We start from the raw sequence: 26,932 nt of genomic DNA on the forward strand, positions 1-26,932 counted from the left end.
CTTTAATTGAATATCCTTTAATCGATTAATGCATTCGGATCAATGATTAGAGCAACCTCTCCATCACCTAAAATAGTTGCTCCTGATACCGCAAATACTTCTCCAAGATAATTCCCGAGCGATTTTAATACTACCTCCTGCTGACCAATTAGCTCATCAACAATTAATCCCAGCAGCTTCTCCCCTTTTTTAATAATTACAGTGGAATAGCGATCTGCTTCAGTATCATAGTTTGGAACCTTTAACACCTTTCCTAAAGACAAGACAGGTATGATTTGACCACGGTAATCAATAACATCGGCACCTTGCGCACACATAATTTTATCCTTAGGAAGAATAATCGTTTCTAAAATAGATGTTAATGGAATCGCAAATGTTTCTTTGCGAATATGAACAAGCATGGTTGTAATAATCGATAAGGTTAATGGAAGCTGAATAGAGAAAATACTGCCCTGACCTGGCGTTGTTGTTACAGAAATTTTACCGCCTAAAGCCTCTATTTTATTTTTTACAACGTCTAATCCTACGCCGCGCCCGGATACATCAGAAATCGTATCTGCTGTACTGAATCCAGAACTCATAATCAACGCAGCAATCTGGTCATCCGTTAGTTCTTTCGCCTCCTGTGGTGTAATAATATGATTTTCAATCGCTTTTTCTGATACTTTTTCACGATTAATTCCTGCACCATCATCTTCAATTTCGACAAAAACATGATTTCCACTGTGGTAAGCACGTAATGTCAGCTTACCTTCCTCCGGCTTATTATTCGCAAGACGCTTCTCCGGACTTTCAATCCCATGATCACAAGAATTGCGGATCAAATGGACAAGCGGATCACCGATTTCATCAATTACCGTTCGATCTACTTCGGTTTCTGCACCTTTTATTTCCAGAGCGATTTTTTTATTTAAATCTTTGGACAATTGACGTATCATTCTTGGGAAACGGTTGAAAACCTGTTCAATCGGAACCATCCGCATGGCAAGAATCAAGGATTGCATATCCGAGCTTACCCTGCTTAAGTGTTCGACAGTTTCTCTTAAATCCCCATTATCTATTGACGAAACAAGTACCTCTAAGCGGCTTCTGTCAATGACAACCTCTTCAAACAGATTTAAGAGATTGTCAATTTTATCCAGATTCACACGGATATTTTTAGAGGCTGTTTTCTTTTCATTATTTTGTGCCATATCATTTTTCTTCGGTGCTTTTGTATTGGAATCAGATTTTCTCACAGGTACTTCTGTTACCTTTTTACTGTCAGACTTCTCCTCTTTCGTTCCTGTTGCATCTTCAGCAGCCTTCTCTTCTGCTGCTTTCTGATTATCCGGAACCTCTTTATCCGTTTGAATAATATGCGCTTCAACAGCTTCTACCTCTGACACTTTTTTCACAGCTTCAATCAATTCGTCCTGCTCTTGATCTGTAAGGAATAAAAGTGTGAATCCTGAATCAAATGATCCTTCTTCAATTTCTTCAACCGTAGGGGAAGTTCGAATAACCTCTCCCAGGTTCTCTAATACTTCAAAAACCATAAATGCTCTGGCACCTTTTAGAATGCAGCCTGATTCAAAGGTTACTTTTAAATCATACGGAACCATCCCTTGTTCCTTTGCCTGCTGAACAACCGTGAGCTGAAATTCATCTAAATCGGAAGCTTGAAAGTAGTTTCCTGTATCCTCCTCTTTGTTAACAGCTACAGCAGCTGCTAATTCAGGAACACTTTCTCCTTTTTCAATCGCCTCAAGCTTTTTAACATGTTCACTAACATCTTTTTTTCCGTCTCCCCCGTTGCGCACGGATTCGACCATATCCTCCAAAGCATCGATAGCAATAAATAAAGTATCTATTATTTCCGTGTTTGTCACCAATTCTTCATTACGAATCAGATCCAGTACATTCTCCATTTTATGTGTCAGCGAAGCAATATCATCATAACCCATTGTTGCAGCCATACCCTTTAGTGTATGTGCAGAGCGAAATATCTCATGTACATACTCCAAATTAGAAGTATCCTCTTCTAATTTTAATATAAAATCATTAATTGACTGTAAATGCTCCTGGCTTTCATCTAAGAAAATATCCAAATATTGTTGCATATCCATAAGATTCCCCTCTATTCTTATCTACTTTCTATTCCTCACTTATGTCCTCTGGCACATTAATCTCGTAATTTGGTAAAATCAAAACCTCTACTCGTCTATTCCTTGCCCGATCTTCTTCGGTATCATTAGGAAAAGCCGGATCAAATTCCCCATGTCCTTTTACACTAAACAGCGTTGGATCAAGGCTATCATTTTGCATAAGAATCTGCATAAAGTTCATGGCACGCGTCACACTCAGATCCCAATTCGAATCAAAATCGGCATTGTGAATGGGGACATCATCAGCATGACCGCTAATCACGACCTGATGCGGAGGGTCTGTATCCAGAATTCGGGAAACATCCTCTGCAACTTGTATTCCTCCCGGTTTGACCACTGCACTTCCAGAATCAAATAGAATATCATTGCGCATTGTAATAAGGAGACCCTCTCCTGTTAATTCTGTTCCAAATTCTTCTGTCAGACCCGCCTCCTCAATATATGCATTAATTTCTTCCTCTACCTGCCTGAGCCTGAGCAGTTCCTCCACCCCTTCTAAATCTGCTTCGTTCATTGCGTCCTCTTCGTTTTCTTTTTCGCCATCTTCCATATAATCACCATCATCCCGTCCTTCTTCCATACTTGGCGGAATTGGTTCTGACTCATAATCTAACAGACCTGTGCCTGACCCGGACGATAATTCATCCCGAAAGACATTCGCAAGTTGAAAATATTTTTCCACATTGATATCACTGGAAGCAAATAAAACAATAAATAAAGCTACTAATAATGTTAATAAATCGGAATAAGGAAGCAGCCAGGATTCATCTACATGTGCTTGTTTTTTCTTTTTTCTTCTAGCCATCGCTATCCCTCTTCTGCAGCTCTGCCAACTCTTTGGATGAAAGTAAAGAACCTAGTTTCTCCTGCACAATTAATCGGGAATCACCTGTCGTAATAGACAGAACACCTTCAACAATTAATTCTTTTTGCAGCACTTCCTGTTTCGATTTTTCACGCAGTTTATTAGCAAACGGATGCCACAATACGTAGCCTGTAAAAATCCCCAGTAATGTCGCCACAAAGGCTGCAGAAATGGCATGTCCGAGAGCGTCAATATCAGACATATCGGCAAGCGCTGCAATCAATCCTATTACAGCACCCAGCACTCCCAATGTCGGAGCATATGTACCAGCCTGCGTAAAAATGGCTGCTCCTTCTTCATGACGCTGCTCCATCGCCTCTATTTTTTCAATCATAACATCCTTAATAAAATCGGGTGATTGTCCATCAATCGCTAATTGCAAACCCGATGAAAGAAATGGATCATTTACCTCACTCACCTGGTTTTCTAAAGAAAGCAGCCCTTCTTTACGGGTTTGGTCTGCCCAATCCATAAATAACGCGATAAGCTCCTTGGAATCTGTTCGCTTCTCTTCAAAAAATAAAATCTTAAATAGTGCCGGAATGTTTTTCAATGCACTTCCAGGGAATGCAATAGCAACAGAAGCCGCAGTTCCGACTAAAATAATCAAAATAGCAGCCGGCTCAATAAGCGCTCCTACACCTACACCTTTTAGCACCATTCCTACTCCCACACCTATTAGTCCTAATATTAATCCTATTACTGATGATTTATCCATATGTATCCTCCCGTTTCCATTGTACCTACTTTTAATATCGGTAAAATTCATAAATTATGTAGTCTATCGCAAGGTAATTTTAGCATGAATCGACAACTATTTTACATATTATTTATCAAAACGTGAAAAACAGGCTGTGCAGTCACACCAGCCTGTTTTTCTTCAGTTAAATTGATAGATGACAGCTTGATAAGCTTTTAGTTTTCCTTGCTCTGCCTCTTCATAATTATTGATAAGCAGCTTAAAATTTTTATCCTTCCATTTCTCTGGTAATGCATATTCTGTTTCTTTTCCGAAAACATTTACTAAAATCAGCCATCTGTCATTCTGATATGTCCGTATATATGCGTAAATATCAGGATGCTCCTCCAGCACAATATCATAGCTCCCATAAATAAGACCTTCTTCTCGCTTCCGTAATGCAATCAGCTGCTTATAAAAATTTAAGATGGAATCAGCGTTATTTTGCTGTTCTTCTACATTAATGGCTGTGTAATTGGGATTCACTTTAATCCATGGTATCCCTGTAGTAAATCCAGCATTTTCTTTATTATTCCACTGCATTGGGGTTCGTGAATGATCACGGCTTGTCTTAGCCAGCGCTGCCAAAATTTTCTCTTCCGGAATCCCTTCCTCCAGCTTCTCCTTATAAAAATTCCTGGCATCGACAGCGTCATACTCCTCAATAGATTCAAACGGGACATTTGTCATCCCTATCTCCTGCCCTTGATAAATAAATGGTGTACCCTGCATCATAAAATATAATACTGCGAAGGCTTTGGCCGAGATTACGTGATAATTCTCTGTATCTCCCCAGCTGGAAACAGAGCGCGGCTGATCATGATTTTCTAAAAACAGCGCATTCCATCCGACTTTTTCCAATCCTTTCTGCCAGGCAGTAAACACACTCTTTAATTCTTCTAAATCAAGACCTGCTCCTGTTTCACGTCCCCATAGATTAAGATGATCAAATTGAAAAATCATATCAAATACACCATGCTTTTCGCCGACCCAGTCATCTGCCTGTGACAGTTTCACGCCATTAGCCTCTCCAACTGTCATGATGTCATAGTGGTCCAGCGTTGCCTTTTTAAATTCCTGCAGAAATTGATGGATACCATCCTGATTCATATGCCCCTTGAAGGAAGGTACATATTTCTTCTTTTTTGGATTGGGCATATCAGGAAATCCAGGTTTCTTTTTAATATGTGAGATAGCATCCACACGAAAACCATCAATCCCCTTATCGAGCCACCAATTGACCATTTTGTATAAGTCTTTGCGGACAGCTTCATTTTCCCAATTTAAATCAGGCTGTTTCTCGGAAAAAATATGCATGAAATACTCTTTCGTCTGCGCATCATATTTCCAGGCCGAACCACCGAAAATAGACTCCCAATTATTCGGTTCCTCTCCGTTCTTTTTCCCAGGATGCCAAATATAATAATTACGGTACGGATTATCCTTTGATGATCTTGACTCGATAAACCAGGGGTGTTCATCAGAAGTATGATTAATGACTAAATCCATAATCAGACGCATCCCTTTTTGATGCACTTTTTCAAGAAGCTCATCAAAGTCTGCCATTGTTCCAAACTCTTCTGCAATGGCTTGGTAATCACTGATATCATAGCCATTATCATCATTGGGAGATTGATAGACAGGACTTACCCAAATGACATCAATTCCCAAATCCTTTAAATAATCTAATTTAGAGATAATACCTTTTATATCCCCAACGCCATCTCCATTAGAGTCCATAAAGCTCCTTGGATAGATTTGATACGCTGTTGCTTCTTTCCACCATATTTTTTTCATATCTCTACTTCCCTTCCTAATACCTATGCCTGCTTTTCCTTCCACTATTAAGACACGCTACCGAAAACAGAAAAATCAAATTCATTAGAAAAATTACAATTACACTTATCACAATCGTTATTGATAAGAAAGGACAGCTAAATGTATAGCAGTTTTTTTCACTCCATCATCCTAAGTTGGCAATAAACCAAGCACGACAAATATACAATCGTAATGGCAATTCATATAAGGGGGTGTTTAAAAAGGAAACTGGAAAAATTCTTTAACGTAAAAAGAATATTCCAGTTCAATTGGTGTTAAGCCCACCACATAGAAGCTGGAGGCTCTGCTATATTCACCTGCTTTAAGTTTTTCACTGCTGCCTGAAAACCTTCCTCAATCGACATAATCGGGTCTTCATGCTCCATACTGATGACATAATCATAGCCATAGGTTCTGAGCGCGCTGACGATATTCGACCATTCCTGAATACTATGTCCATACCCTACAGAACGGAAGCTCCAGGCGCGTGTCTGCACCTCTCCATAAGGCTGCATATCCGTTAAGCCATACATATTGACATTATCCTGGTCTATATACGTATCTTTGGCATGGAAATGATGGATTGCTCCAGCTTTACCCAGAATCTTAATCGCTGCGACCGGATCAATGCCCTGCCACCATAAATGACTTGGGTCCAGATTGGCACCGATGGCATCATTTGTTGCTTCCCGGAGCTTTAACAAGGTATATGGGGTATGAACAAGAAAGCCGGCATGGAGTTCCAATCCTACTTTGACACCATGATCCTCCGCAAATTGCCCCTGCTCCTTCCAATATGGAATCAGCTTTTCTTCCCACTGCCATTTTAAAATATCGGAATATTCCGTTGGCCATGGTGTTACCGGCCAGTTTGGATACTTCGAATTTTCATTCGATCCCGGTGTTCCCGAAAAAGTATTAACTACCGGAACATCCAGCAGTTCTGCCAAACGCACTGTTTTCACAAACGCCTCATGACTTGCTTTGGCATGAGCCTGGTTCGGTGAAACAGGATTATCATGACAGCTAAATGCGCTAATGGTTAGTCCGCGTGAATCAATCTTATCTTTGAATTCCTTTCTTTTCTCGCTGTTTTCCAGCAGTTCATCGATTGGACAATGGGCTGCGCCGGGGTTGCCTCCTGTACCTATTTCCACGGCATCCAACCCGGCAGCCTTTACATAATCAAGCATGTCCTCCAGCTTCTTTTCTGCAAATAAAACCGTAAATACACCAAGTTTCATTTCTTGTTACCTCCTTTAATTGATTACAATCGGCTTTCCCTGCTCACTGCTTGCATAGATGGCATCGATTACTTTCGTTACCAGTAGTGCATCCTTTGGACTACTTTTTAATGTATCCTTTCCTAAGCATGCATCGATAAAATTCTTTGCCTGCAAAACACCAGCCTGCTGATGGTCTTCTGTTGTTTTGGCATGCGTTTCCATCATTCTATGATACTTTGGCTGATAGAATTCAAATGGAAAAACACTTAAGCCTCCATTTTCTCCCGATATCGAGATATGCGTCTGGTCCTCTTTGATATTTGCTGCCCAGGAACACTCAAACAATAGCGTACTCTGGTCATCAAAACGGATATACGCACTGACATGGTCATCTACATCTATGGCTTCATGGTCATAGCTGCCCCAATCGTTAATCTGATTCGGCTGCTTGCTTAGGCGCTGATAGACCTGTGCCTGGACCTCTGCCGGTTTGGAGGGAGCAACCAGCCACAGTGCTGCATCCAGCAAGTGGCAGCCCCAGTCAATTAAACTGCCGCCGCCCTGGAGCTCCTTATTAATAAATACACCCCAGCCCGGAACTTTTCGCTGACGCAAAGCCTGTACTCTTGTCACAATCGGTGCTCCCACTTCCGGCATCGATGCTTTTGCCAGCATCACTGCATCTATAAAGCGATAGTGATAGCCGATCATTAAGATTTTATGATTCGCTTCAGCAGCATCCAGCATCCGTTTTCCTTCTTCGGCATTCATCGCCATCGGTTTCTCACATAAAACATGGACACCATGATTCAGAGCCGCAACCGCTATCGATTCATGAAATTTATTTGGTGTACAAATGGTCACTGCATCCACATGCTTCAACATGTCCAAATCATTTGCATAGACATGGGGAATGGCATATTTCTCAGCCACTTCCTCCGCCCGGACCAGATTAACATCATGCACACCAACGATTTCTACCTGTTCACTTAATGATTGATAAGCAGGAATATGGCGGTTCTCCGCAATTCCTCCCGCACCAATCAGTCCCATTTTCAATTTTTTCATACTTCGTCACTTCTCCAAGGAATAGATTCTTTTTGTCTGAACGGATTCCAATGCTCCCAGAATAATAGCGAGCGATTTCTTCCCTTCTTCGCCATCTATTAATGGTGTTGTATCATTCTGAATCGATTCAACAAAATGATCAATTACATGTGTGGTGGTCTGTCCGCCTTCGTCATTGGACTGAATCGCACCAAGCTCATATTTTACGATTTCCCCATTCGCATATTGAGCGACTAAAGCATATGTTGGATCATCCTCTAAACGCAAGGTCGCTTTTTCTCCATAAATAATCGTGGAGTTATCTTCTTTTGCGGTGTACGCCCAGCTTGCTGCCAGTGTGCCGATAATGCCTGTTGCTGATTTTAAGATAAGCGTCGCATTATCATCCACATCGGTATTTTCCTTTGCACTTGTTTCCACAAATGCGCCTACTTCCACAAACTCATCCTGCAGGATATAGCGGATTAAATCGGCTTTATGTACGCCTAAATCACCCATGGCGCCAATAAATGCTTCCTCTTTTTTAAAGAACCAGCTTTCCTTTCCATCGGCACTCCAGCCTTCTGGACCGCCATGCCCGAATGCGGTACGGAAGCTGTAAATCTTTCCAAGCGCTCCCGAGGCAATCAGCTCTCTGGCTTTCTGATGGGATGCAACAAAGCGCTGATTATGGCCAATCATTAATTTCCTGTCATTCCGCTTTGCTGCTTCTATCATCTGATCTGCTTCCTCAGCAGACGTTGCCATCGGCTTTTCACAAAGCACATGCGCACCGGCATCCAGGGCTGCAATGCTTACAGGCGCATGTAAATAGTTTGGCAGACAAACACTGACCGCATCTACCTTTTCTTCTTTCAACAGGGTTTGATAATCTGTATAGGCTTTTGCCTGATATTTTTCCGCTGCTGCTTCGGCCCGTTCTCTGACAACATCACATACTGCCACGATCTCTGCCTGCTCATTAGCATCATATTCCGGCAGATGGCGATGCTTGGCAATACTGCCGCATCCAATCACTGCTACTTTTAAACGCATATATCCTCTTCCTCTCTATCTCTAATTATTTTTCAAGCGGTTGATAATTGCCATACGTATGCTTAGGTGTATCCTGATTTTTTGCCCACTCCACGGCATTTTTAATGACTTGCTGGACCTCTGCCTGATGATATGTCGGATAGCTTTCATGCCCGGGGCGGAAATAAAATATTTTTCCCCTGCCGCGTTTAAACGTGGCGCCGCTGCGGAAAACCTCCCCACCGGTAAACCAGCTGACGAAAATTAATTCATCCGGTGCCGGAATATCAAAATGCTCCCCGTACATTTCCTCTTTTTCAATTTCAAAATACTCGCCGATTCCTTTAGCAATCGGATGGGACGGATCTACATTCCAGACGCGTTCTTTATCGTCTGATTCCCGCCATTTTAAATCACAGCCTGTCCCCATCAGCGATTTAAAAATTTTGGAAAAATGCCCGGAGTGAAGGACGATTAATCCCATGCCGTCTAACACGCGCTGTTTGACGCGTTCGACAATGTCTTCCTGCACTTCGTCATGTGCCATATGTCCCCACCAGACTAAAACATCGGTTTTAGTCAACAATTCTTGCGGTAAACCATGCTCCGGCTCATCTAATGTTGCCGTGGTTACATCATGTCCTGCTTCTGTTAAAAAGCTGGCAATCGTTCCATGAATTCCTTCCGGATAAATAGAGGCAACGGTTTCATTTGTTTTTTCATGACGGTTTTCATTCCATACTATGATGTTCATATTAAACACTCCCTAGCCCATTTTTTATTCTGTTCTTTCATTAATTATCATATTAATTTTCCTGTAAGCTGCGGTGAGACTCTTTTGGTTCAATTCTTGCAGAGATTATTACACTCCGCTTGAAGGTATCTGGATAATGAATCAATTCAATTACTCCTTTGGAGGCTTCATAGCCTAATTGATATGTTTGGGTATCAATCGCAGTGAGCTTCGGAATAGAGACCTCTGTTATCAACGTCTTATTAAAGACAACAACACTTATATCTTCTGGTACATGTAAGCCATGATTTAGTATTCTTTTTAAAACACCTACTCCCTGAAGAGGGGAAGAAATAACAAGTGCTGTGGGCGGATGCTCTAGCTTTAAAAATTTATCCAGTATCTTCTCTTCGTCCTCTGGATTCTGGACAAATTTGACATAGGCTGGATTTTTTGAAATCCCTTCCAACTCCAAAGCTTTATAATAGCCTTCTAAACGGTCTTGAATAACTTGGAAAGAAGGGTTATCACCGATAAATCCAATTTTCCGATGATATTGATTTAATAAAAATGCTGTTGCATCCTTTGCTGCTTGAACATTATCGTTATCTACATACATCACTTCATGAATACGATCCACTGGTTTGCCAATAACGACAAACGGAATAGCCGCCTCTAATAAAAAGGGAACCACTCTATCTTCCTTCCTTGCATAAAGAACGATCATTCCATCTACTTGCTTTCCCTGTACCATTTTTACAACATCTGAATAAATCTCTTTTTCTGTACGGCCTGTTGTAATCATAATACTGTAGCCATGCTCGTGACAGTGGGCACTAATCCCTTGAATGACCTCTGAAACAAAAGGATTTATCCAGTTCCATGCCTCATTTTCTGAATACTTTAGTACAATGCCAATCGTTTTTGTGGACTGCCGGACAAGTCCTCTGGCATTTAAATTGATATGATATCCAAGCTCTTCCATTACTTTACGTACTTTTTTCTTGGTCTTATCACTGATATGCCTGCTGTCAGAAATAACTCGAGAAACGGTTGAAGGAGATACATTCGCTGCTTTTGCCACATCTTTTATTGTTACTGCCATTTGAAGCCCTCCTTATCCTTCAACAAAGCTTTCTTAAATAAGGGGATGTTAAAAAGGAAAATCTAAATCATCCTCATTAACGCAAACGTTTGCATCAACTTTTGACTTAATCTTATCATTAGTTCAAATAATAAGCAAGATTCAAAAATTTATATTTTTCTGCATAAACCAATAAACTAACGCAAACGTTTGCATTAAAAGTTAATCCTCTGCTATTTATGCATTCTCTTATTATTCCATACTTACTTTAAAGCTAAAAATTGCTGAAGGACAATCATCAGCAATTTTTTTATTAATCCATCAAACGAACCGAATTCCGATAAGCAATTTGGTGCGGAATAATAATTCGTTTCTTGTCTAACATCTGGTTTGTACACATTTGGATAATTGCTTTAGCCGATTCTGCACCAATCTGAAAAATTTGAATATCCACTGTTGTAAGTGCCGGATGTATAATTTCTGAGAAATAGATATTATTGAAGCTGACCAGAGATATATCTTCCGGAATATGAATGCCATATTCCTCAAATGTGCTAATAACACCTACACTGATTAAATCATCACTAACCACAATGGCATCAGGCTTTACATCAAGCTCTAAAATTTGCTCAACAGCCTCCCTGCCACCTGATTTTAAAAATTCTGTATGAATAATATGCTTTTCTAAAGGGGAAATACCAGCTTCTTTTAACGCTGTTTCATATCCTTTTTGCCGATCTATCGTTACTACTAAATCGGCAGCTCCTCCGATAAAAGATATTCGTTTATGACCATTTTCTATCAAATGCTCTGTAATATCTTTCCCTGCTTTTACATTATCGTTATCTACATGGACAATTTCCTCTTGATACTCTAAAGGCTTCCCTACTATAACAAATGGAAAATCTTTTTCTTTTAAAAAAGAAACAATCGGGTCCTTTAAACGTGAGTAAAGCAAAATAATGCCATCCACATACTTTCCAAGAACCATTCTTTCTATTTCTTCAAACTTTTCCTGCTCTGTCTGCCCGGAGGAAAGCAACATGGAAAACTGCTGCTTATGAAAATAAGACCCTATTCCTCTTAGAATTTCTGTAAAAAATGGATTTTGCAGCGATTTATCTGCCGATGAAGGCATAATAACCCCTATTGTTTTTGTTGATTGGGCAACTAGGTTTCTAGCGGTTAAATTAGGGTGATATCCTAACTCAAGCATTGCTGCTCTCACTTTTTGTTTCGTCTCCTCACTTATCCTGGAGTTATTGGCAATTACCCGGGATACAGTGGAAGGAGAACATCCTGTAGCCTTTGCTATGTCTTTAATAGTAACCATGTCATCACCCTCTAATCAGCCTATCCATACATATCTAATCATCATTTGCTCGTTATAGAACCTATCCTCTATTTTAACCTTTTGTACCGCCAGAAGCCAGACCAGAAATTAAGAATCTTTGCAAGAATAAATAAATCGTCGCAATTGGAACCGCAATTAATACAGATCCCGCTGCAAATCTAGTAAAGTTATTGGCAAATTGATCGTTAATAAAATTATACAGCCCCAAAGCCAAAGTATAATTTTCTTCACTGGAAATTACAATGGAAGGGAGCAGGAAATCAAATAACGGTGCCATAAAATTAAATAAAGCAACTACTGCTAGGATTGGTTTTGCCAGTGGCAGGAGAATACTCCAAAAAATCCTGATAGGGCCGGCTCCATCAATTTTAGCCGCTTCATCCAGCTCTTTAGGAATCGTATCAAAATAGCCTTTTACCAGCCAGGCATTAAACGGGATTTGTCCTCCTAAATAAATTAATATTAAACCGGTTAAAGAATCTAATAACCCAATCATATTTAAGAAGATGTATAGTGCAACCATCGCCATCATTACAGGGAACATTTGCAGGAGTAAAAAAATATACAATCCATTCTTACGCCCTACAAATTTAAACCTTGAAAAAGCATAGGCAACAAATGCCGTCAGAACGACACTTCCAATCGCATTTGCCAAAGCTACAATCAGCGAATTTTTATACCATAATAAATAATCACTTTGCGGACTGAACAGCCATTTATAATGTTCCAGCGAAAAATTATCCGGAATGATGCTGGAAGAATACAAGCTCGTCCCCTGATTGAGTGACATGCCTATTGTCCAAAGCAGCGGATAGAAAATAATGACGGCAACAATTGCCAGTATCAGATAAATCGCTGTTACTTCTAATTTTGATTTCGTTTTCGAGCTCATTAAATTTCACCTTCTTCTTTAAAGGATCTTGTTTTTCGGAATTGGTAAAATGCAAAACCAGATACAATTAATCCCATGATGATGGAAATAACAGCTGCCATCGAATAGTTATTTGTATCAAATGTCAATTTATATACCCAGGATATCAGAATATCTGTACCGCCGGCATTCTGTCCGCGCACGGCTGGTCCGCCTTCATTAAATAGATAAATGACATTAAAATTATTAAAGTTTGAAGCGTACTGCATAATTAATAATGGTGCTGTTGCAAACATAACATGAGGGAATGTAATACTTTTGAACTTTTGAATCCGTGATGCTCCATCCATGTCGGCAGCTTCATACCAATCTTTTGAAATGCTTTGCAATATTCCGGTAAACAAAGCAAAAATAAAAGGAAATCCAAGCCATGTTTGTATCGCAATAATTGCTATCCGGCTATACAAAGGATCACTTAGCCAGGATATCCCCTCTCCTCCAAATAAAGGAATGATAATATCTCTGTTAATCGCTCCAAAATCATCATTAAACATTGCTGCAAATACTAGAATCGTTACAAATGCCGGAACAGCCCACGGCAAAATCAAAATCGTTCTGATTAACTTTTTAAACCTCACTCTTTCATCATTTACCAGAACTGCCAAAAAGAAACCCAGAGCAATCTGTAATGTTGTTGCTACTACTGTCCAGACAATGGTCCAAACAAAAACACTAAGGAAGGTTTCCTGCCAGATAGGCACTGTAAACAAGCTCTTGAAATTATCCAACCCTACCCAATCTACTAAATTACGGGGAGGAGAGTGATATAAATCATAATTTGTAAATGCTAATAGTAAAGAAAACAGCAATGGAAAAATAACGACAAAAATCATTAAGAATAGACCAGGGAAGGTAATTATATAAGGAAATGCATAATCATACACTTCTTTAATAACCTGTTTAAATCCTAAAGGTACCCAGCCTTTTTTTATTTTTTTTGCCTGTTTTCTTGCATCGAGTACATTAAATACATAAAGTGTAATTGCTATTACTGAAACAATTAAAGACAGTACACCCAGCACGAGTAATCGTATCGAGTGATCTGTTCCCGGAATAGTTCCTAACGTGCGCAAACCCCAAAGCCCATAATTTAACGCATCTAGAAATGCGAGAAGGAAAACTCCTTCCATAAAAATAAATATACTTCCTTTTAAAAATCTACGGTTATATAACTGACCTAACCCGGCAAATAATATTGACAAAACGGTAGCAGTATTAGGGTTATGTTTATGAAAATTCTTTTTCGGCTGCTTTTTTGGAGTAGACAATCTTACCCCTCCTTCAACTTTAACTTAACTGTATATGAAATAATCAAGATTTTTAAGAGTTTCTGTTTCCTCGAGAATCAGTAAATTAAAAAGAGGAGAAAGACTCCTCTTTTTAATTAATTTCCTCCACCGCCAGCTTGTATGTTTGTATTGATCTGGTCCACAGCTTCTTCCAATACTTCTCTGGCATCTTCACCTTCAGCCAGGAACTGTAATGCATTTTGCATTGGCTCCCAAACCTGAGCCATTTCCGGAGCACTCGGCATTGGAACGCCAAATTGAATTTGCCCAGCAAAGTCAGCATACATTGGATCTTCAATACTATTTAAAGCCTCTTCATTTGGAGGAAGCTCTCCGGCAATATCATAATAAGTCTGCTGATTCTCTTCGTTTGTAATAAACATAGCTAAATCTTGAGCCCAATCTTTATTTTCTGAGTAATAAGATATCATCCAGGATTTAACACCTACGAATGTAGAACTTGGTTCTCCATTAATTTGTGGAAAAGGTGCAAATGCTAAATTATCTCCCAAAGCGCTTTCATAAACAGGAATACTCCAAGGTCCATTAATAACTGCACCTATTTTTCCTTCTGTGAACAAGCCGTCGATTACATCTGCAGTTGTAGCTGCCGGGATTTTACCAGAACCAAAAAATTCTTGATAGAACTCTCCACCTTCAATCGCACCATCATTCGCTAAACCGACATCTGTAACATCATAATCACCGGCTTCTCCCCCAAATATATATCCTCCATAATTAACCAAGAATGGGTAAGAAAAATAGAAATCATTTGGCCTCATTAAAAATCCATATTCGTCATTAGAAGCATCCGTATGTTCTTCCAATATTCCTAAAACATCTTCCATTGTTTCCGGTGCTTCACTAACAATGCTAGTGTTATAAAAAAGACCATATGTTTCAATAACTGCAGGTAATCCATATATATTTGTTTCATCATCATAAGTGTAAGTAACAGCATCTACTGCTGCATCTACATATCTATTTAATTCTTCATCCGTAACATCAAGAGGCTCCGCTAATCCTTGCGCAACAATATTTCCAATCTGGTCATGGGGCTGATAGAATAAATCTGGCCCATTCCCTTCAGGTCCGGCTAATGATAATTGCTGTAATTGATCAACCATTGGTCGTCCTTCCACTTTAACTGAAATACCTTCTTGTTCTTCGTATTTCTCCACAATCTTATTAATGGCATCCATCTGTTCATCCTGATCATTCATCCAAATCACTAATTCTTCCGGCTTCTCAGCTTCACCGCCGGCACTTTCCTCTCCTGGTTCTTCTCTATCAGGTGCACATGCTCCTAAAACTAGAATAAATAGTAAAGAAATTAACGCCAAGAAACGAACTTTCCCTTTCATTTCCCCAACTCCTCTTTGTTTTTTTAGTTGCGCAAACGTTTGCACAACATGTACAAAAATTATTCTAATCTATTTAATCTTTTTTTGCAAGGGGTTTCATTATTTTTATTTTTTCTCTTGACTTATTGAATTTAATCTGCAAATAATAGATTTAATTACTATGCTTTACTTACAATTTGAGGGCAATGCTTTGTCATAACAACAACCCCTGTTTTCTCGATCAGAAAACAGGGGTTGTTTTATTTTTAAGGAGGAATTCTATGTTAAAAGAAGCCATATACCACAGACCAAAGGGCAATTTTGCTTATGCTTACAAAGAAGAAACATTGCATATTCGGCTGAAGACTAAGAAAAAAGATGCCAGGAAAGTAAACTTGATTTACGGCGATCCCTATGATTGGAAGAAGAAAAAATGGACTTATAAGAAAAAGCCGATGTCTATAGCTGCTTCAGATGATTTATTTGATTACTGGTTTATTGAACTTGATGTACCTACAAGACGCTTGAGATACGGCTTTGAAATAAGCGATGGGAAGGACACATTAATTTATACAGAAAAAGGGTTTTATCCAAACATAGAAACAGGCGATATATCCTATTATTTCTGTTTTCCATTTATTAATCCCATTGATATTTTTGAAGTGCCTGAATGGGTAAAGGATACAGTATGGTATCAAATTTTTCCTGACCGGTTTGCCAATGGAAATAAGAAAAATGATCCAGAGAAAGTCTTACCTTGGGCCAGTGAAGCGCCCGCCTTAGATAACTTTTTCGGCGGGGATTTTGAAGGTATTATAAAAAATCTGGATTACTTAACCGATTTAGGGATCAACGGGATTTACCTGACACCTATTTTTAAAGCATATTCCAATCACAAATACGATACCATTGACTATATGGAAATCGATCCGCAATTTGGAGACAAAGAAACGTTTAAAAAACTTGTCAATGAATGTCATCAAAGAGGAATCCGTGTGATGCTGGATGCTGTGTTTAATCATAGCGGTCTGTATTTTGGTCCTTTCCAGGATGTCTTGAAAAATCAAGAGAAATCCAAATACAAAGACTGGTTCCATCTGCATGAATTTCCGGTAAAGGATGTCTACCCGCCTAATTATGATACCTTCGGCTATGTAGAATCAATGCCAAAACTAAATACAGAAAACCCGGAAGTCCGCTCTTACTTCTTAGATGTGGCCGCTTATTGGATTGAAGAATTTGATATTGACGGCTGGCGTCTGGATGTGGCAAATGAAGTAGATCATTCATTCTGGAAAGCGTTCCGCAAGAGAGTTAAATCGATTAAACCTGACTTATATATTCTTGGAGAAATATGGCATGATGCACTTCCATGGCTGGAGGGAGATCAGTTTGATGCAGTAATGAACTATCCGCTCACTTTAGCTGGACTGGATTATATTGCAAAAGAAAAGATTGATACCAAACAATTTGCTAATCAATTATCCAAATCTTATGCTTCTTATACAGAAAACAGTAATGAGGTGGCTTTTAACCTGCTCGGCAGTCATGACACACCAAGAGTCCTGACAGAATGTGGCGGGGATATTAAAAAGGTTCGCTTATTGTATGCTCTGTTATTCTCTTTCCCTGGTACACCTTGTGTGTATTATGGCGATGAGATTGGCATGACAGGAGGGGAAGATCCCGAGTGCAGAAAATGCATGGTCTGGGACAAAGAAGATCAAAATACCTCTCTGAGAAACTTTGTTAAACAATTTATTCAACTGCGGCTTACGGAAGAAGCATTTACAAAAGGAAAGCTGTCCATTATCGAGCCGGATAAAGAAAATGATTGCTTTCACTTTGTAAAGACTACCAAAGATACTTCTGTTCACTTCTTTATCAATGCGTCAGATCGTCCAGCGAAGGTATCATTGGACTGTGCTTCTGCAGATCGTGTTTTTGATTTATGGAATCAAAAAGAACAAAAGTCTAAAAAGGATAAATTAGATCTTGAATTGTCTGCCAGTGACTTTGCTATTATAAAGCAGAGCAACATTGGAAAATAACCCTTTAACCAGTGAAGGTACAGCTATGTCAGCTTACTTCACTGGTTTTTTACTTTATTCACAGCAAAAAAAGAAAGAAAACGAAATACTGCCTTCTGTATATAAAGGAGCATGTTACCTTTTTTGCAGCACGCCCCTTACTATTTTTCTTATCAAGGCATTTTATGTTTTAATTATGGTCATTCTCCAATTGCTGCTGAATAGACTCTAATTGCTCTGAAGTAAGGTCTGTTGCCTGCATAATCTCAGTATAATCGATCCCTTGTTTTATCATTATTAGCGCTATTTGTTTTGTTCTTTTCTCCAATGCAGATTCAGCTTCCATTCTTCTGTTCTCTTCTTCTTTTCTTTTGCTCTCTTCTTCTTTTCTTTTGCTCTCTTCTTCTTTTCTTCTGTTCTCTGCCTCTTTGCACTTTACTTCTGCTTCTTGCATTTTAATCTCTATTCCATTTTTCTGTTTTTTCAGTTCTTCCATTTCCTGTTCTAACTGTTCCCGGTCCAGAAGCTTGGATTGCTCATCTAAAATTTGCTTCAAGCGCGCTTCATATGCCAGGCGTTCTTCTTTTGTCCGGCTCAAATCTTCCCAGACACGCATCGCAACATTTAATGTTTTATCCACCATCGCAATCTCCCCCAATTCTTGATAAATATCATCGTAGAAATGATTCTTTCGTTGGTCTACGGTTCCCAGCAGCAGCAACCAGCGGGTTAAGACATCTTCCCATGGATTGAGCTGATTCTTCTTCCAGGCAGTGATTAATTTGGGAATCTCTACAAAATGAAATTCAATTCTATCTGTTAATGGATATTTCTGCTCCATTTCATATAAACGGAAAATATTATGAAAGGCGTCCGTTTCCTTCAACAAATCAAAATGCATGATGTTAATACTGATAACAGGGTACAATGCCTTATAATTCTGCCCTTCTTTCAACTGTTCCGAAAAAATTCGTGACCAATAATATAAAGCTCTATTAACCATATTATACTCATTGTTAATTTGGATTTCTATATTTACAATTTCTTTATTCTCTGTCTCAATAAGAAGATCCAGCCTGGATTTTTTATCCTCTTCATACTCACCGCCGATTTCAATATTTTGAAAGAATAGCAGCTGAATCGGACTTCTTCCTGACTTTGCTAAAATCGCATTGAGAAAGACGATTGTAATGTCTTTATTCTTCTCATTCCCAAACAATTGTTTAAATGCAAAGTCCACTTTTAAGTCCATTAATTGAACGTCTGGTATTCCGTGCAACGCTTTCTCAGTTCGATTTTTTCTTCTTTGATATTTAATGTATGATTTGGGAAGATCTTCTTGTACATATAAAGAGGTAGTTTCTGGTGAAGAATATACTTTATGGAGGCAAATTCGGGGCATAAAAACACATCCTTTTATTATTATGAGGCAGGTTTCTAAGGTGAGCACCTAATCACATTATACCGATCAAACGTTCTGTTGTCGAGATGTTTTTATTTAATAACACATCTTTATTTCTCTTTTTATGGCTACATCGAACCTATATATACATATCCACTCCATTTCTAATGAAACAGTATATTAACTGCAATACCAGTCAGAAGCTGCCGTTCGTTTCAGCATGGAGGCACCATTAGAAAACTCGGTTGTCACCAAGCCTTTAGATGACAAGCTTAGCTGGGACTGGGGTTGCGATTATGCAGTAAGAAAGTTTCTTTCTTAACTGCAAACAAATTCTATCTTCAATATGATATTATAGGAGTAAACGACCTATTAGAAGGAGTATCGCCATGAAAGTAAAAATGAATGTACAAACAGCCTATCACGGTGATTTATTACGTGCCGGGAAGGAATATGAAATTGATGAGGAGACAGCAAAACGCTGGATTACCAGCAGGCTTGCTGAGGAAGCACAGGCAAACTCAGAAGATGAATAAACAGGTGCAATAATGAAGAAAAAACAAAGCTTTCTTGCTAAACTTATTTTCTCGATTATCTTTGTTATTCCATTACTATCTTTTTTAAGTGCTGAAAATCTGTATGTATGTTATATTGGTCTGATTATTTGGGTTCCACTTTGCATTTTTGTGATCCAGCCTTGGATTATCGCAGATTTTAAGACAGATAAAGAAAACTTGGTATTCGCCCATTAAAACCCTGCACTTATACTTTTTTCCTTAGATTCTTTATGCTTTCTTAAAGTGCAAAGAACAGCCCGTCTGCATATCCAAAGACAGACGGGCTATTTCTATGAAGCTTCCTCATTGAAAAGTATTTACCTGTTTGCAAAAAATTCTTCTGCTTCTTCTAAATACTTCTCTTGATCCGGAGTTAAATCGTACTCCTCTTCAATTGCGGATACCGGGCAAACTGCTTTGCACGCGCCGCAATCAATACAAATATCAGGATCAATATAAAATTGCTTGATACCTTCTTCTATACAATCAACAGGACAAACACTGACGCATTCCCCTGCTTTTTCACCTCTGCATGGATCCAGAATAACAAAAGCCATGGAAAGAAAACCCTCCTTACATGATTAACATGATTCACCTTAAATGATAAGGGTTTTATAGAATGAAGTAAACTGTTTCACCTTTATATTATGTGTAATTTCTGTGAAAAACGAAACTTTATTTAGCGGATTTATATTTTAACCTGCAGATACTGGTTAGGTTAATCAAACTAGTTACCAGGTATTATCAAGGGTTTTCCTGTATGCTAATATAGTATTTTCGCAGCTCAGACACCTTTAAATAATTTCAACAATACCCTTTTCTCCAGCATCTACCTCTGATTTCAACAATTTGATTTGCCGTCCCTCTTCCAGATTGGTGAAGATAATGGGACTAATTGTTGATTTAGCATACGCACCAATATAATCGAAGTCAGCTTTTACTAAAGACTGGCCGGCTGTCACTTTACTACCTTCTTCTACAAGAATATCAAACCCTTCTCCTTTGAGATTCACTGTATTTATTCCAATATGAATCAAGATTTCTTTCCCTGTTTCTGATTCCAGGCTAATCGCATGCTTCGTAGGAAAGATGTTAGTGACTGTTCCATTTACCGGCGAAACCACCAAACCATCTGACGGCTCAATCGCAAAGCCATCTCCCATCATTCTGCCGGCAAATAATGAATCTGGAACTTCTGTAATCGGAATAAGTTTTCCACTTAAAGGAGAAACGATATCTTCAGCGATATTTGACTGCTGTCCTTGTTCCTTTATTTCTTTCGCAGTATACAAATTCAGGTTTTCTGGTACCGGCCCGGGTGTCCTGCCAGATATAATATCTTGCATTTGACCTTTAATAATTTCTGAACGCGGTCCGAAAATAGCCTGAATATTATCCCCGACCTCCTGTATTCCAGAGGCTCCAAGCTGTTTTAATTTGTTTTTATCAACCTCTTTAATCGAATGGACAGATACTCGTAACCGTGTAATGCAAGCATCCAGATGAGTTATATTCTCCTGGCCGCCCATTGCCTTTAATACATCATATGCCAGATTAGCCGGTTTTCCTTTTTCTTCGTTGCTTTTCACTTCAACTGTTTCCTCCCGCCCCGGTGTCATCAGGTTAAACTTTTTAATAAAGAAGCGGAATAAAAAGTAGTAAAGCACTGCAAAGAAAAATCCAAGTATAATTGTAATCCACCACGGTTCCTGATTCGGCAAAACGCCGAACAGAACAAAATCTATCGCTCCCCCAGAGAAGGTATAACCGACATTGACACTGAACCATGTCATCAATACATAGGATAGCCCATCTAAAACTGCGTGAATAAAAAATAATAATGGTGATACAAATAGGAATGAGAACTCAAGCGGTTCCGTAATACCTGTTAAGAAGGATGTCAATGCCCCTGAAGCAAGCAGTCCGGCAACAAGCTTCTTTCTTTCAGGGCGTGCAGTGTGATACATCGCAAGCGCCGCTGCAGGCAAACCAAACATCATAATCGGAAATTCACCTGCCATAAAGTTCCCTGCCGTAATCTCTACACCATCTCTTAATTGTGCAAAGAAAATGGTCATATCTCCTCGAATAATCTCACCAGCAAGGTTGGTATATGTGCCAAATTCATACCAAAAGGGAGAATGAAAAATATGATGCAGTCCAAAGGGAATTAATAGACGTTTAATAAACCCAAACATAAATACGGCAATATATGTACCTTCTTCAATCAGCCAGTAGGAAGCACTGTTCATGATATGCTGAATCGTCGGCCAAATAAACATTAATAAAATTCCGGTCAGGAAAGAAACTGCTGCTGTCACAATGGGAACAAAGCGCTTTCCTGCAAAAAAGCCTAAGAAGGATGGCATCTCTATGGTATGGAACCTGTTGAAGCAATAGGCAGCTATTAAACCGGCAATAACTCCGCCAAATACTCCCGTCTGTAAAGTTCCTATCCCAAGTACACTTGCAAAACCGGGATCTTTCATAATCATTTCCGGGGTTACCTGCATAAACGAGCCCATTACCTGATTCATGACCAGGTATCCTACCAGTGCAGCAAGCCCCGCTGCCCCATCACTTGCCAGGCCTATCGCAACACCAATGGCAAAAATAAGCGGCAAATTATCAAAAATAACTCCGCCGGCATCCTCCATGACGGTGGCCGTTAACTGAATCCAGCCCGCTTCCAGAAACGGCAGGTAGTCAAGCATCGTTCCCTGTTGAGCAGCATTGCCAATTCCGAGCATCAGCCCTGCCGCCGGCAAAAGAGCTACCGGAAGCATAAGCGCCTTCCCAACTTTTTGCAGAACTCCAAACGCTTGTTTGAACATATGAATCACCCTCTCTGATTTGGTTTTGGCAAAATAAAAGGCATAAGCGAAAACACAAAGATAGAGCATATAGTTACAGAAATACTGTACCTTGTCCTATCTAAGTATTCCTACTCACACCTGATCAAATCCGTCACATGATTAAGAGGATATTCAAAAAAGACACGACGAACTTTCGGAACACACTCTATTAAGAATGAACGAATTATTTCGTTTTTGATTTCAAACGGATACTATCATATAGACGCTGCAAATGAATCGTCAAATAAACAGATTCAGCATCAAAAATCGGTTTCTTTAAGGTCTGCTGCATTATTTTAATCAGCTTCCAGGACAAATTATAGAATACCGGGTATTCTTCCTTCAATAAGGCTGCCATTTTTTTCGGCTCTTCTACCTTATCTTCGTTTAAAACACGCTCTATCGTATACCGGAGATGTCTGACAAAACGCCCATAATCCATACTGTCTCTATCCAAAGTAATACGGAGCTGATCCTCAATCACCTGAATTAAATTAGATACAAGCTGTGAATACCGGTTAATTTCATTTAATGCTGTACCCTCCATTGCACTATGAATATGCAATGCAATAAACCCTATCTCTCCTTCCGGCAAATGGACAGGTAAAAATTGATTCATATATTCAACTATTTCAGCTGCAATCTCATATTCAAATGGATAAAGCACCTTCGTCTCTGCCAAAAAAGGATTACGAATTTCTAACCCATTCTGCAAACGGGCAATGGCAAAAACAATATGATCTGTCAATGCAACCAGTGCATGCTCATCCGTAAATGTATTGATACGTTTTTTGATTATTTCTATAGAATCTACAATACTCTGCAATGTTTTTTCATCGATATTGTGAATGATTTTTTTATAATTTTCCTGCTCTTCTTTATTCCGGAGAACAAACAGCTTCTCTACGGTTTTGGATTCAATAAGGTCATGCTTCTTTTTAGCAAATCCGATGCCCTTCCCGATAAGGATGACTTCATTTTGATCCGTATCTTCGGCAATAAGAACATTGTTATTGAGTGATTTGATTACAGAAAAGGCATCCATATCAATCATCCCTTCTACATTTTAACCGTCTTGCCTTTCTATTATATAACACTTCATCTAAACTGCAAATTATGGGTTTTTGTAGTGAATAAGGTCTTTTCATTTTGGAATGTAATACAGCCGCTTCGACAAATATTCCCTTGAGAAAACCTCTTGCCGTGTTCTTTTGCTGAGCATTTTCATAAGAAAAAGTCCCCATTTTTAGTATAGGGACTTTTCTATCTTATTTACTTAAGAACGGTCTTTTAACTTCGCCAGCGCATCGGCAAGAGCATTGTTTTTAAAGTCATCCTGCTTCTTCATATACTTATGCACATCTTTTTTGGATACCTTTTGCTTCTTCTCCTTCTCTTTTCTGGCCTGGAAGGTGGACAGTTTTTCACGATGACCGCAGGAGCACGTAAACATTTGACCCTCGCCCTCACCGCGAAGCTCTAAACGCTTATGACAGTTCGGACAGCGGGCATTGGTATATTTTGCGATATTCTTTTTACCGCCGCAGCTGCGATCCTGGCAGACCAGTTTCCTGCCATGCCTGTTTTTCACTTCCAGCATCAGCTTACCGCATTTCGGACATTTTGTTCCGGTCATATTATCATGCTTGAACTTTTCATCGCTTGCTTTGATTTCCTGAACTGCCTGTTTGGTATAAGCTTTGATTTCCTTTAAAAATACATCTTTCTTCAGCTTACCCTCCGCAATTTGCGCTAATTTTTGTTCCCATTCTGCCGTTAAAATAGGCGAACGAAGCTTTTCAGGCGCTAATTCCAGTAGCTGTCTGCCTGTTGATGTCAAGTAAATATATTTCCCTTTCAGCTCCATATATTGATTATTAAACAGCTTTTCAATAATATCTGCACGCGTCGCAACTGTTCCAATCCCGCCTGTCTGCTTGATGGTTTTGACAAGCTCCTGCTGTTTCGTTTCCATATATTTTGTCGGGTTCTCCATTGCCTGCAGGAGACTTCCCTCTGTAAAACGTTCCGGCGGTGTTGTCTGTCCTTCCCTGATGATAAAGTTGAGAGCAATTTCCTCACCCTTCGTTACTTGAGGAACACTGGAACGAATATCTTCTTCATCATCATGCTGGTAAATTTCCTTCCAGCCTAAAGCAACAACTCTGTTTCCCTTTGCCTCAAAGGTTTCACCTGCTGCTGCGACAGTTATACTTGTCTGCTCATATTCATACGGCTTGGAAAGTGCACCTAAGAAACGCTGGACAATCAGCTGATAGATTTTCCGTTCCTGGTTAGAGAGCACACTATAATCCACAGGTTCTTCCGTAGGGATAATCGCATGGTGATCCGTTACTTTACTGTTATCGACAATTGCTTTGCCGACCCGTAAATCTTCTTTCAAGATTTTATTTGCTGCCTTCGCATATTCATCGACACCACAGGCTTTGACACGCTCCTTCAATGTCGATACCATATCCGTTGATAAATGTCTTGAATCGGTTCTTGGATAGGTGACAAGCTTATGCTGCTCATATAATTTTTGCAGAACAGATAAGGTTTGTTTTCCGGAAAATTGATAAATCCGGTTGGCATCCCTTTGCAAATCCGTTAAATCATATAACGTCGGTGCGTGTTTTTTCTTATGCTTTTTATCCACATACTGAATAATAGCTTTTTCCTTCGATACGTTTGCTTTTAATTTATCTGCTGCTTCTTTTGAAAAAATACGGGATTGATTCTTATTATCCTTCCAGGTTACTACAAACCCGCCTTTTGTTTTTCCCTGCAGCTGATAATACGCCTTTGGCTTAAATTGATTAATCTCCTGTTCACGCATCGCAATCATTTCAAGAGTCGGTGTCTGTACACGGCCGCTGGATAAGGAGGCATTGTGCTTGGTTGTTAAAGCTCTTGTTGCATTTAAACCGACATACCAATCTGCTTCAGAACGCGCCACTGCTGATTGGTACAGATTCCAATACTGATTCCCGGGCTTTAAATTTCGAAAGCCGTCTTTGATTGCTTTATCCGTAACCGAGCTGATCCACAGACGTTGCACAGGCTTCTTGATTCGTGCTTTTTCAATAATCCATCTGGCAACGAGCTCTCCTTCTCTCCCAGCATCGGTAGCAATAACAATATTGCCTACATCCTGACGGGATAACTGCTGCTTCACCGTTTGAAATTGCTTGCCGGTTTTCTTCATCACGACCAATTTCAGATGGTCCGGAAGCATTGGTAAATCTTCCATATTCCATGTTTTATATTTTGCATCATAGGCTTCCGGGTCTGCCAAGGTAACTAAATGTCCCAATGCCCACGTCACAATGTACTTTGTCCCTTCCTGATAACCATTTCCTTTTTTATGACACCCAAGGACTCTGGCTATATCTCTTCCTACAGACGGTTTTTCCGCTAATACCACTGTCTTACTCATGTATATCCCTCATTTTATCGAATTCTAGTCTGTTACTACTTTAACATATTTCCTTGCAATACGTTCGGTCAAGGCACACATTACACCTAAAAACATAGAATATCCTACACAAACATGGCGTCGATTTTTTTCAATTTTACTTGTACTTATTAGAAAGAGGATGTTATGTATGATATATACTGGTTTGCTTTTACTCGTTATTGCAGTAAGCCTGGATGGGTTTAGTGTAGGTATTACCTATGGAATGCGGCAGATTAAAGTCCCTCTGCTCTCTTTAATGATCATTATGTTTTGTTCTGGATTAATTGTCTTTCTTTCGATGGAAATTGGCGGTTTCTTACGTTCCTTTATTTCACCCCAAGGAGCCAGTATGCTTGGTGGAGGTATTCTCATCTTTTTAGGTTTTTTCTCTCTTGTTTCTATGTTTCGTTCCAGAGAGACAGAAACAACCAAAAAGGAAGAGCAGTCTTCCCCCAATGTTAAATTTGCAAATGTGAAAACAGTGCTCACCCGTCCAAAGGAAGCCGATTTAGATAAGTCTGGTATTATCTCTATAAATGAATCCATTCTGCTGGGATTCGCTCTGGCTCTTGATGCATTTGGTGCCGGAATTGGTGCAGCCATGCTTGGGTACTCTCCACTAATGACTGCTTTACTAACTGCTGGAATGAGCGGATTCTTTTTATATAGCGGGATAATGTTTGGAAGTTATTTATGGAGAATACCTATTTTGCAGCGGCTATCCTTTTTACCGGCAGTTTTTCTGATTACTCTGGGGTGCTGGAATGTGTTTAATAGTTAGGTGGAAGCATCTCTTTTTCTAAAGCTGTTCCAAAGCTTCATAGAGTGTATCACTTCCGCTCAGTAAATAACAAAATAACCGTATCCAAACCATTTTATATGGTTGGCGCCGATACGGTTATTTTTCATTTAGTCCATTCGCTCGAATACCTACACCGCAGCCCAACCTGTTCCGTGAAGACATCTGTAATGAACCATCATCGGCTCACTTTTTTAAAGCTTGGCAGATACAGCCAT

At 39.4% G+C, this 26,932-nt stretch carries 22 protein-coding genes; 4 read left to right on the top strand and 18 right to left on the bottom strand.

What is annotated here, in order from left to right; translation table 11 throughout:
- Nucleotides 1–17 precede the first annotated feature (17 nt).
- The 13 genes from FLK20_RS04000 to FLK20_RS04060 all read right to left on the bottom strand — a co-directional run bounded on the left by FLK20_RS04000 (nucleotide 18) and on the right by FLK20_RS04060 (nucleotide 15,632).
- Complete coding sequence (locus FLK20_RS04000) at nucleotides 18–2,108, bottom strand: chemotaxis protein CheA (RefSeq protein WP_152655269.1); 2,091 nt, start codon at nucleotides 2,106–2,108, stop codon at nucleotides 18–20.
- A gap of 28 nt (nucleotides 2,109–2,136) precedes the next feature.
- Nucleotides 2,137–2,952 carry a flagellar motor protein MotB gene (gene motB, locus FLK20_RS04005; protein ID WP_152655270.1) on the bottom strand — a complete coding sequence of 272 codons (816 nt, stop codon included), beginning with the start codon at nucleotides 2,950–2,952 and terminating at the stop codon, nucleotides 2,137–2,139.
- Nucleotides 2,945–3,730: a flagellar motor stator protein MotA gene (motA, locus tag FLK20_RS04010; protein WP_152655271.1), complete on the bottom strand. Its 786-nt coding sequence runs from the start codon at nucleotides 3,728–3,730 to the stop codon at nucleotides 2,945–2,947. The genes motB and motA overlap by 8 nt, the downstream gene beginning before the upstream one ends.
- 162 nt (nucleotides 3,731–3,892) lie before the next feature.
- Complete coding sequence (locus tag FLK20_RS04015) at nucleotides 3,893–5,548, bottom strand: glycoside hydrolase family 13 protein (protein ID WP_152655272.1); 1,656 nt, start codon at nucleotides 5,546–5,548, stop codon at nucleotides 3,893–3,895.
- 296 nt (nucleotides 5,549–5,844) lie between these two features.
- Nucleotides 5,845–6,813: a sugar phosphate isomerase/epimerase family protein gene (locus tag FLK20_RS04020; RefSeq protein ID WP_152655273.1), complete on the bottom strand. Its 969-nt coding sequence runs from the start codon at nucleotides 6,811–6,813 to the stop codon at nucleotides 5,845–5,847.
- Between the two features lie 15 nt (nucleotides 6,814–6,828).
- On the bottom strand, nucleotides 6,829–7,863 hold the full coding sequence (locus tag FLK20_RS04025) for a Gfo/Idh/MocA family protein (RefSeq protein WP_152655274.1): 1,035 nt from the start codon (nucleotides 7,861–7,863) through the stop codon (nucleotides 6,829–6,831).
- 6 nt (nucleotides 7,864–7,869) lie between these two features.
- Nucleotides 7,870–8,898: a Gfo/Idh/MocA family protein gene (locus FLK20_RS04030; protein WP_152655275.1), complete on the bottom strand. Its 1,029-nt coding sequence runs from the start codon at nucleotides 8,896–8,898 to the stop codon at nucleotides 7,870–7,872.
- 25 nt (nucleotides 8,899–8,923) lie between these two features.
- Complete coding sequence (locus tag FLK20_RS04035; protein ID WP_152655276.1) at nucleotides 8,924–9,631, bottom strand: ThuA domain-containing protein; 708 nt, start codon at nucleotides 9,629–9,631, stop codon at nucleotides 8,924–8,926.
- Between the two features lie 52 nt (nucleotides 9,632–9,683).
- The gene (locus tag FLK20_RS04040) at nucleotides 9,684–10,715 is read right to left on the bottom strand and encodes a LacI family DNA-binding transcriptional regulator (protein ID WP_152655277.1); all 1,032 of its coding nucleotides are present in this window, start codon (nucleotides 10,713–10,715) and stop codon (nucleotides 9,684–9,686) included.
- A gap of 292 nt (nucleotides 10,716–11,007) precedes the next feature.
- Entirely contained in the window at nucleotides 11,008–12,027 is a 1,020-nt protein-coding gene (locus FLK20_RS04045; RefSeq protein WP_152655278.1) for a LacI family DNA-binding transcriptional regulator, read from the bottom strand.
- Between the two features lie 73 nt (nucleotides 12,028–12,100).
- On the bottom strand, nucleotides 12,101–12,940 hold the full coding sequence (locus FLK20_RS04050; protein WP_152655279.1) for a sugar ABC transporter permease: 840 nt from the start codon (nucleotides 12,938–12,940) through the stop codon (nucleotides 12,101–12,103).
- Nucleotides 12,940–14,247 carry a sugar ABC transporter permease gene (locus FLK20_RS04055; RefSeq protein ID WP_152655280.1) on the bottom strand — a complete coding sequence of 436 codons (1,308 nt, stop codon included), beginning with the start codon at nucleotides 14,245–14,247 and terminating at the stop codon, nucleotides 12,940–12,942. The genes FLK20_RS04050 and FLK20_RS04055 overlap by 1 nt, the downstream gene beginning before the upstream one ends.
- A 116-nt stretch (nucleotides 14,248–14,363) precedes the next feature.
- The gene (locus FLK20_RS04060) at nucleotides 14,364–15,632 is read right to left on the bottom strand and encodes a sugar ABC transporter substrate-binding protein (protein ID WP_152655281.1); all 1,269 of its coding nucleotides are present in this window, start codon (nucleotides 15,630–15,632) and stop codon (nucleotides 14,364–14,366) included.
- Between the two features lie 260 nt (nucleotides 15,633–15,892).
- On the opposite strand from FLK20_RS04060, the gene FLK20_RS04065 reads away from it, so the two are divergent.
- A complete protein-coding gene (locus FLK20_RS04065; RefSeq protein WP_152655282.1) occupies nucleotides 15,893–17,662 on the top strand; it encodes a glycoside hydrolase family 13 protein in 1,770 nt (589 codons plus the stop codon).
- Nucleotides 17,663–17,831: 169 nt separating this feature from the next.
- Here FLK20_RS04065 and FLK20_RS04070 read toward each other — a convergent pair whose 3' ends face one another.
- Complete coding sequence (locus FLK20_RS04070; protein ID WP_152655283.1) at nucleotides 17,832–19,043, bottom strand: Rpn family recombination-promoting nuclease/putative transposase; 1,212 nt, start codon at nucleotides 19,041–19,043, stop codon at nucleotides 17,832–17,834.
- 389 nt (nucleotides 19,044–19,432) lie between these two features.
- Between FLK20_RS04070 and FLK20_RS21525 the strand changes: the two genes are divergently transcribed.
- Together FLK20_RS21525 and FLK20_RS04075 are read left to right on the top strand one after the other, a co-directional pair.
- Complete coding sequence (locus FLK20_RS21525; protein ID WP_194165515.1) at nucleotides 19,433–19,579, top strand: hypothetical protein; 147 nt, start codon at nucleotides 19,433–19,435, stop codon at nucleotides 19,577–19,579.
- A 12-nt stretch (nucleotides 19,580–19,591) separates the two neighbouring features.
- Complete coding sequence (locus FLK20_RS04075) at nucleotides 19,592–19,795, top strand: hypothetical protein (RefSeq protein ID WP_152655284.1); 204 nt, start codon at nucleotides 19,592–19,594, stop codon at nucleotides 19,793–19,795.
- A gap of 122 nt (nucleotides 19,796–19,917) precedes the next feature.
- On the opposite strand, the gene FLK20_RS04080 is transcribed toward FLK20_RS04075, so the two are convergent.
- From FLK20_RS04080 to FLK20_RS04095, 4 genes are all read right to left on the bottom strand, one after another.
- A complete protein-coding gene (locus tag FLK20_RS04080) occupies nucleotides 19,918–20,157 on the bottom strand; it encodes a ferredoxin family protein (RefSeq protein ID WP_077601899.1) in 240 nt (79 codons plus the stop codon).
- Between the two features lie 237 nt (nucleotides 20,158–20,394).
- Nucleotides 20,395–22,434: a glucose-specific PTS transporter subunit IIBC gene (gene ptsG, locus FLK20_RS04085; RefSeq protein WP_152655285.1), complete on the bottom strand. Its 2,040-nt coding sequence runs from the start codon at nucleotides 22,432–22,434 to the stop codon at nucleotides 20,395–20,397.
- 205 nt (nucleotides 22,435–22,639) lie between these two features.
- Entirely contained in the window at nucleotides 22,640–23,500 is an 861-nt protein-coding gene (gene glcT, locus FLK20_RS04090) for a glucose PTS transporter transcription antiterminator GlcT (RefSeq protein ID WP_152655286.1), read from the bottom strand.
- Between the two features lie 231 nt (nucleotides 23,501–23,731).
- Nucleotides 23,732–25,894, bottom strand: a complete 2,163-nt coding sequence (locus FLK20_RS04095; RefSeq protein ID WP_152655287.1) for a DNA topoisomerase III — start codon at nucleotides 25,892–25,894, stop codon at nucleotides 23,732–23,734.
- Between the two features lie 169 nt (nucleotides 25,895–26,063).
- Here FLK20_RS04095 and ytaF point away from each other — a divergent pair, with 169 nt between their 5' ends.
- The gene (gene ytaF, locus FLK20_RS04100) at nucleotides 26,064–26,696 is read left to right on the top strand and encodes a sporulation membrane protein YtaF (protein WP_152655288.1); all 633 of its coding nucleotides are present in this window, start codon (nucleotides 26,064–26,066) and stop codon (nucleotides 26,694–26,696) included.
- Nucleotides 26,697–26,932 lie beyond the last annotated feature (236 nt).

Source organism: Oceanobacillus sp. CFH 90083, assembly GCF_009389585.1.
Classification (GTDB): Bacteria; Bacillota; Bacilli; order Bacillales; family Amphibacillaceae; genus Oceanobacillus.

What these genes read in the sequence shown, in the direction of transcription:
- motA (WP_152655271.1), bottom strand. Translation starts at nt 3,730, where the DNA reads ATGGATAAATCATCAGTAATAGGATTAATATTAGGACTAATAGGTGTG.
- FLK20_RS04045 (WP_152655278.1), bottom strand. Translation starts at nt 12,027, where the DNA reads ATGGTTACTATTAAAGACATAGCAAAGGCTACAGGATGTTCTCCTTCC.
- ytaF (WP_152655288.1), top strand. Translation starts at nt 26,064, where the DNA reads ATGATATATACTGGTTTGCTTTTACTCGTTATTGCAGTAAGCCTGGAT.
- FLK20_RS21525 (WP_194165515.1), top strand. Translation starts at nt 19,433, where the DNA reads ATGAAAGTAAAAATGAATGTACAAACAGCCTATCACGGTGATTTATTA.
- FLK20_RS04025 (WP_152655274.1), bottom strand. Translation starts at nt 7,863, where the DNA reads ATGAAAAAATTGAAAATGGGACTGATTGGTGCGGGAGGAATTGCGGAG.
- FLK20_RS04080 (WP_077601899.1), bottom strand. Translation starts at nt 20,157, where the DNA reads ATGGCTTTTGTTATTCTGGATCCATGCAGAGGTGAAAAAGCAGGGGAA.
- ptsG (WP_152655285.1), bottom strand. Translation starts at nt 22,434, where the DNA reads ATGTTCAAACAAGCGTTTGGAGTTCTGCAAAAAGTTGGGAAGGCGCTT.
- FLK20_RS04030 (WP_152655275.1), bottom strand. Translation starts at nt 8,898, where the DNA reads ATGCGTTTAAAAGTAGCAGTGATTGGATGCGGCAGTATTGCCAAGCAT.
- FLK20_RS04095 (WP_152655287.1), bottom strand. Translation starts at nt 25,894, where the DNA reads ATGAGTAAGACAGTGGTATTAGCGGAAAAACCGTCTGTAGGAAGAGAT.
- FLK20_RS04020 (WP_152655273.1), bottom strand. Translation starts at nt 6,813, where the DNA reads ATGAAACTTGGTGTATTTACGGTTTTATTTGCAGAAAAGAAGCTGGAG.
- FLK20_RS04040 (WP_152655277.1), bottom strand. Translation starts at nt 10,715, where the DNA reads ATGGCAGTAACAATAAAAGATGTGGCAAAAGCAGCGAATGTATCTCCT.
- FLK20_RS04075 (WP_152655284.1), top strand. Translation starts at nt 19,592, where the DNA reads ATGAAGAAAAAACAAAGCTTTCTTGCTAAACTTATTTTCTCGATTATC.
- FLK20_RS04050 (WP_152655279.1), bottom strand. Translation starts at nt 12,940, where the DNA reads ATGAGCTCGAAAACGAAATCAAAATTAGAAGTAACAGCGATTTATCTG.
- glcT (WP_152655286.1), bottom strand. Translation starts at nt 23,500, where the DNA reads ATGGATGCCTTTTCTGTAATCAAATCACTCAATAACAATGTTCTTATT.
- FLK20_RS04065 (WP_152655282.1), top strand. Translation starts at nt 15,893, where the DNA reads ATGTTAAAAGAAGCCATATACCACAGACCAAAGGGCAATTTTGCTTAT.
- FLK20_RS04035 (WP_152655276.1), bottom strand. Translation starts at nt 9,631, where the DNA reads ATGAACATCATAGTATGGAATGAAAACCGTCATGAAAAAACAAATGAA.
- FLK20_RS04015 (WP_152655272.1), bottom strand. Translation starts at nt 5,548, where the DNA reads ATGAAAAAAATATGGTGGAAAGAAGCAACAGCGTATCAAATCTATCCA.
- FLK20_RS04060 (WP_152655281.1), bottom strand. Translation starts at nt 15,632, where the DNA reads ATGAAAGGGAAAGTTCGTTTCTTGGCGTTAATTTCTTTACTATTTATT.
- motB (WP_152655270.1), bottom strand. Translation starts at nt 2,952, where the DNA reads ATGGCTAGAAGAAAAAAGAAAAAACAAGCACATGTAGATGAATCCTGG.
- FLK20_RS04070 (WP_152655283.1), bottom strand. Translation starts at nt 19,043, where the DNA reads ATGCCCCGAATTTGCCTCCATAAAGTATATTCTTCACCAGAAACTACC.
- FLK20_RS04000 (WP_152655269.1), bottom strand. Translation starts at nt 2,108, where the DNA reads ATGGATATGCAACAATATTTGGATATTTTCTTAGATGAAAGCCAGGAG.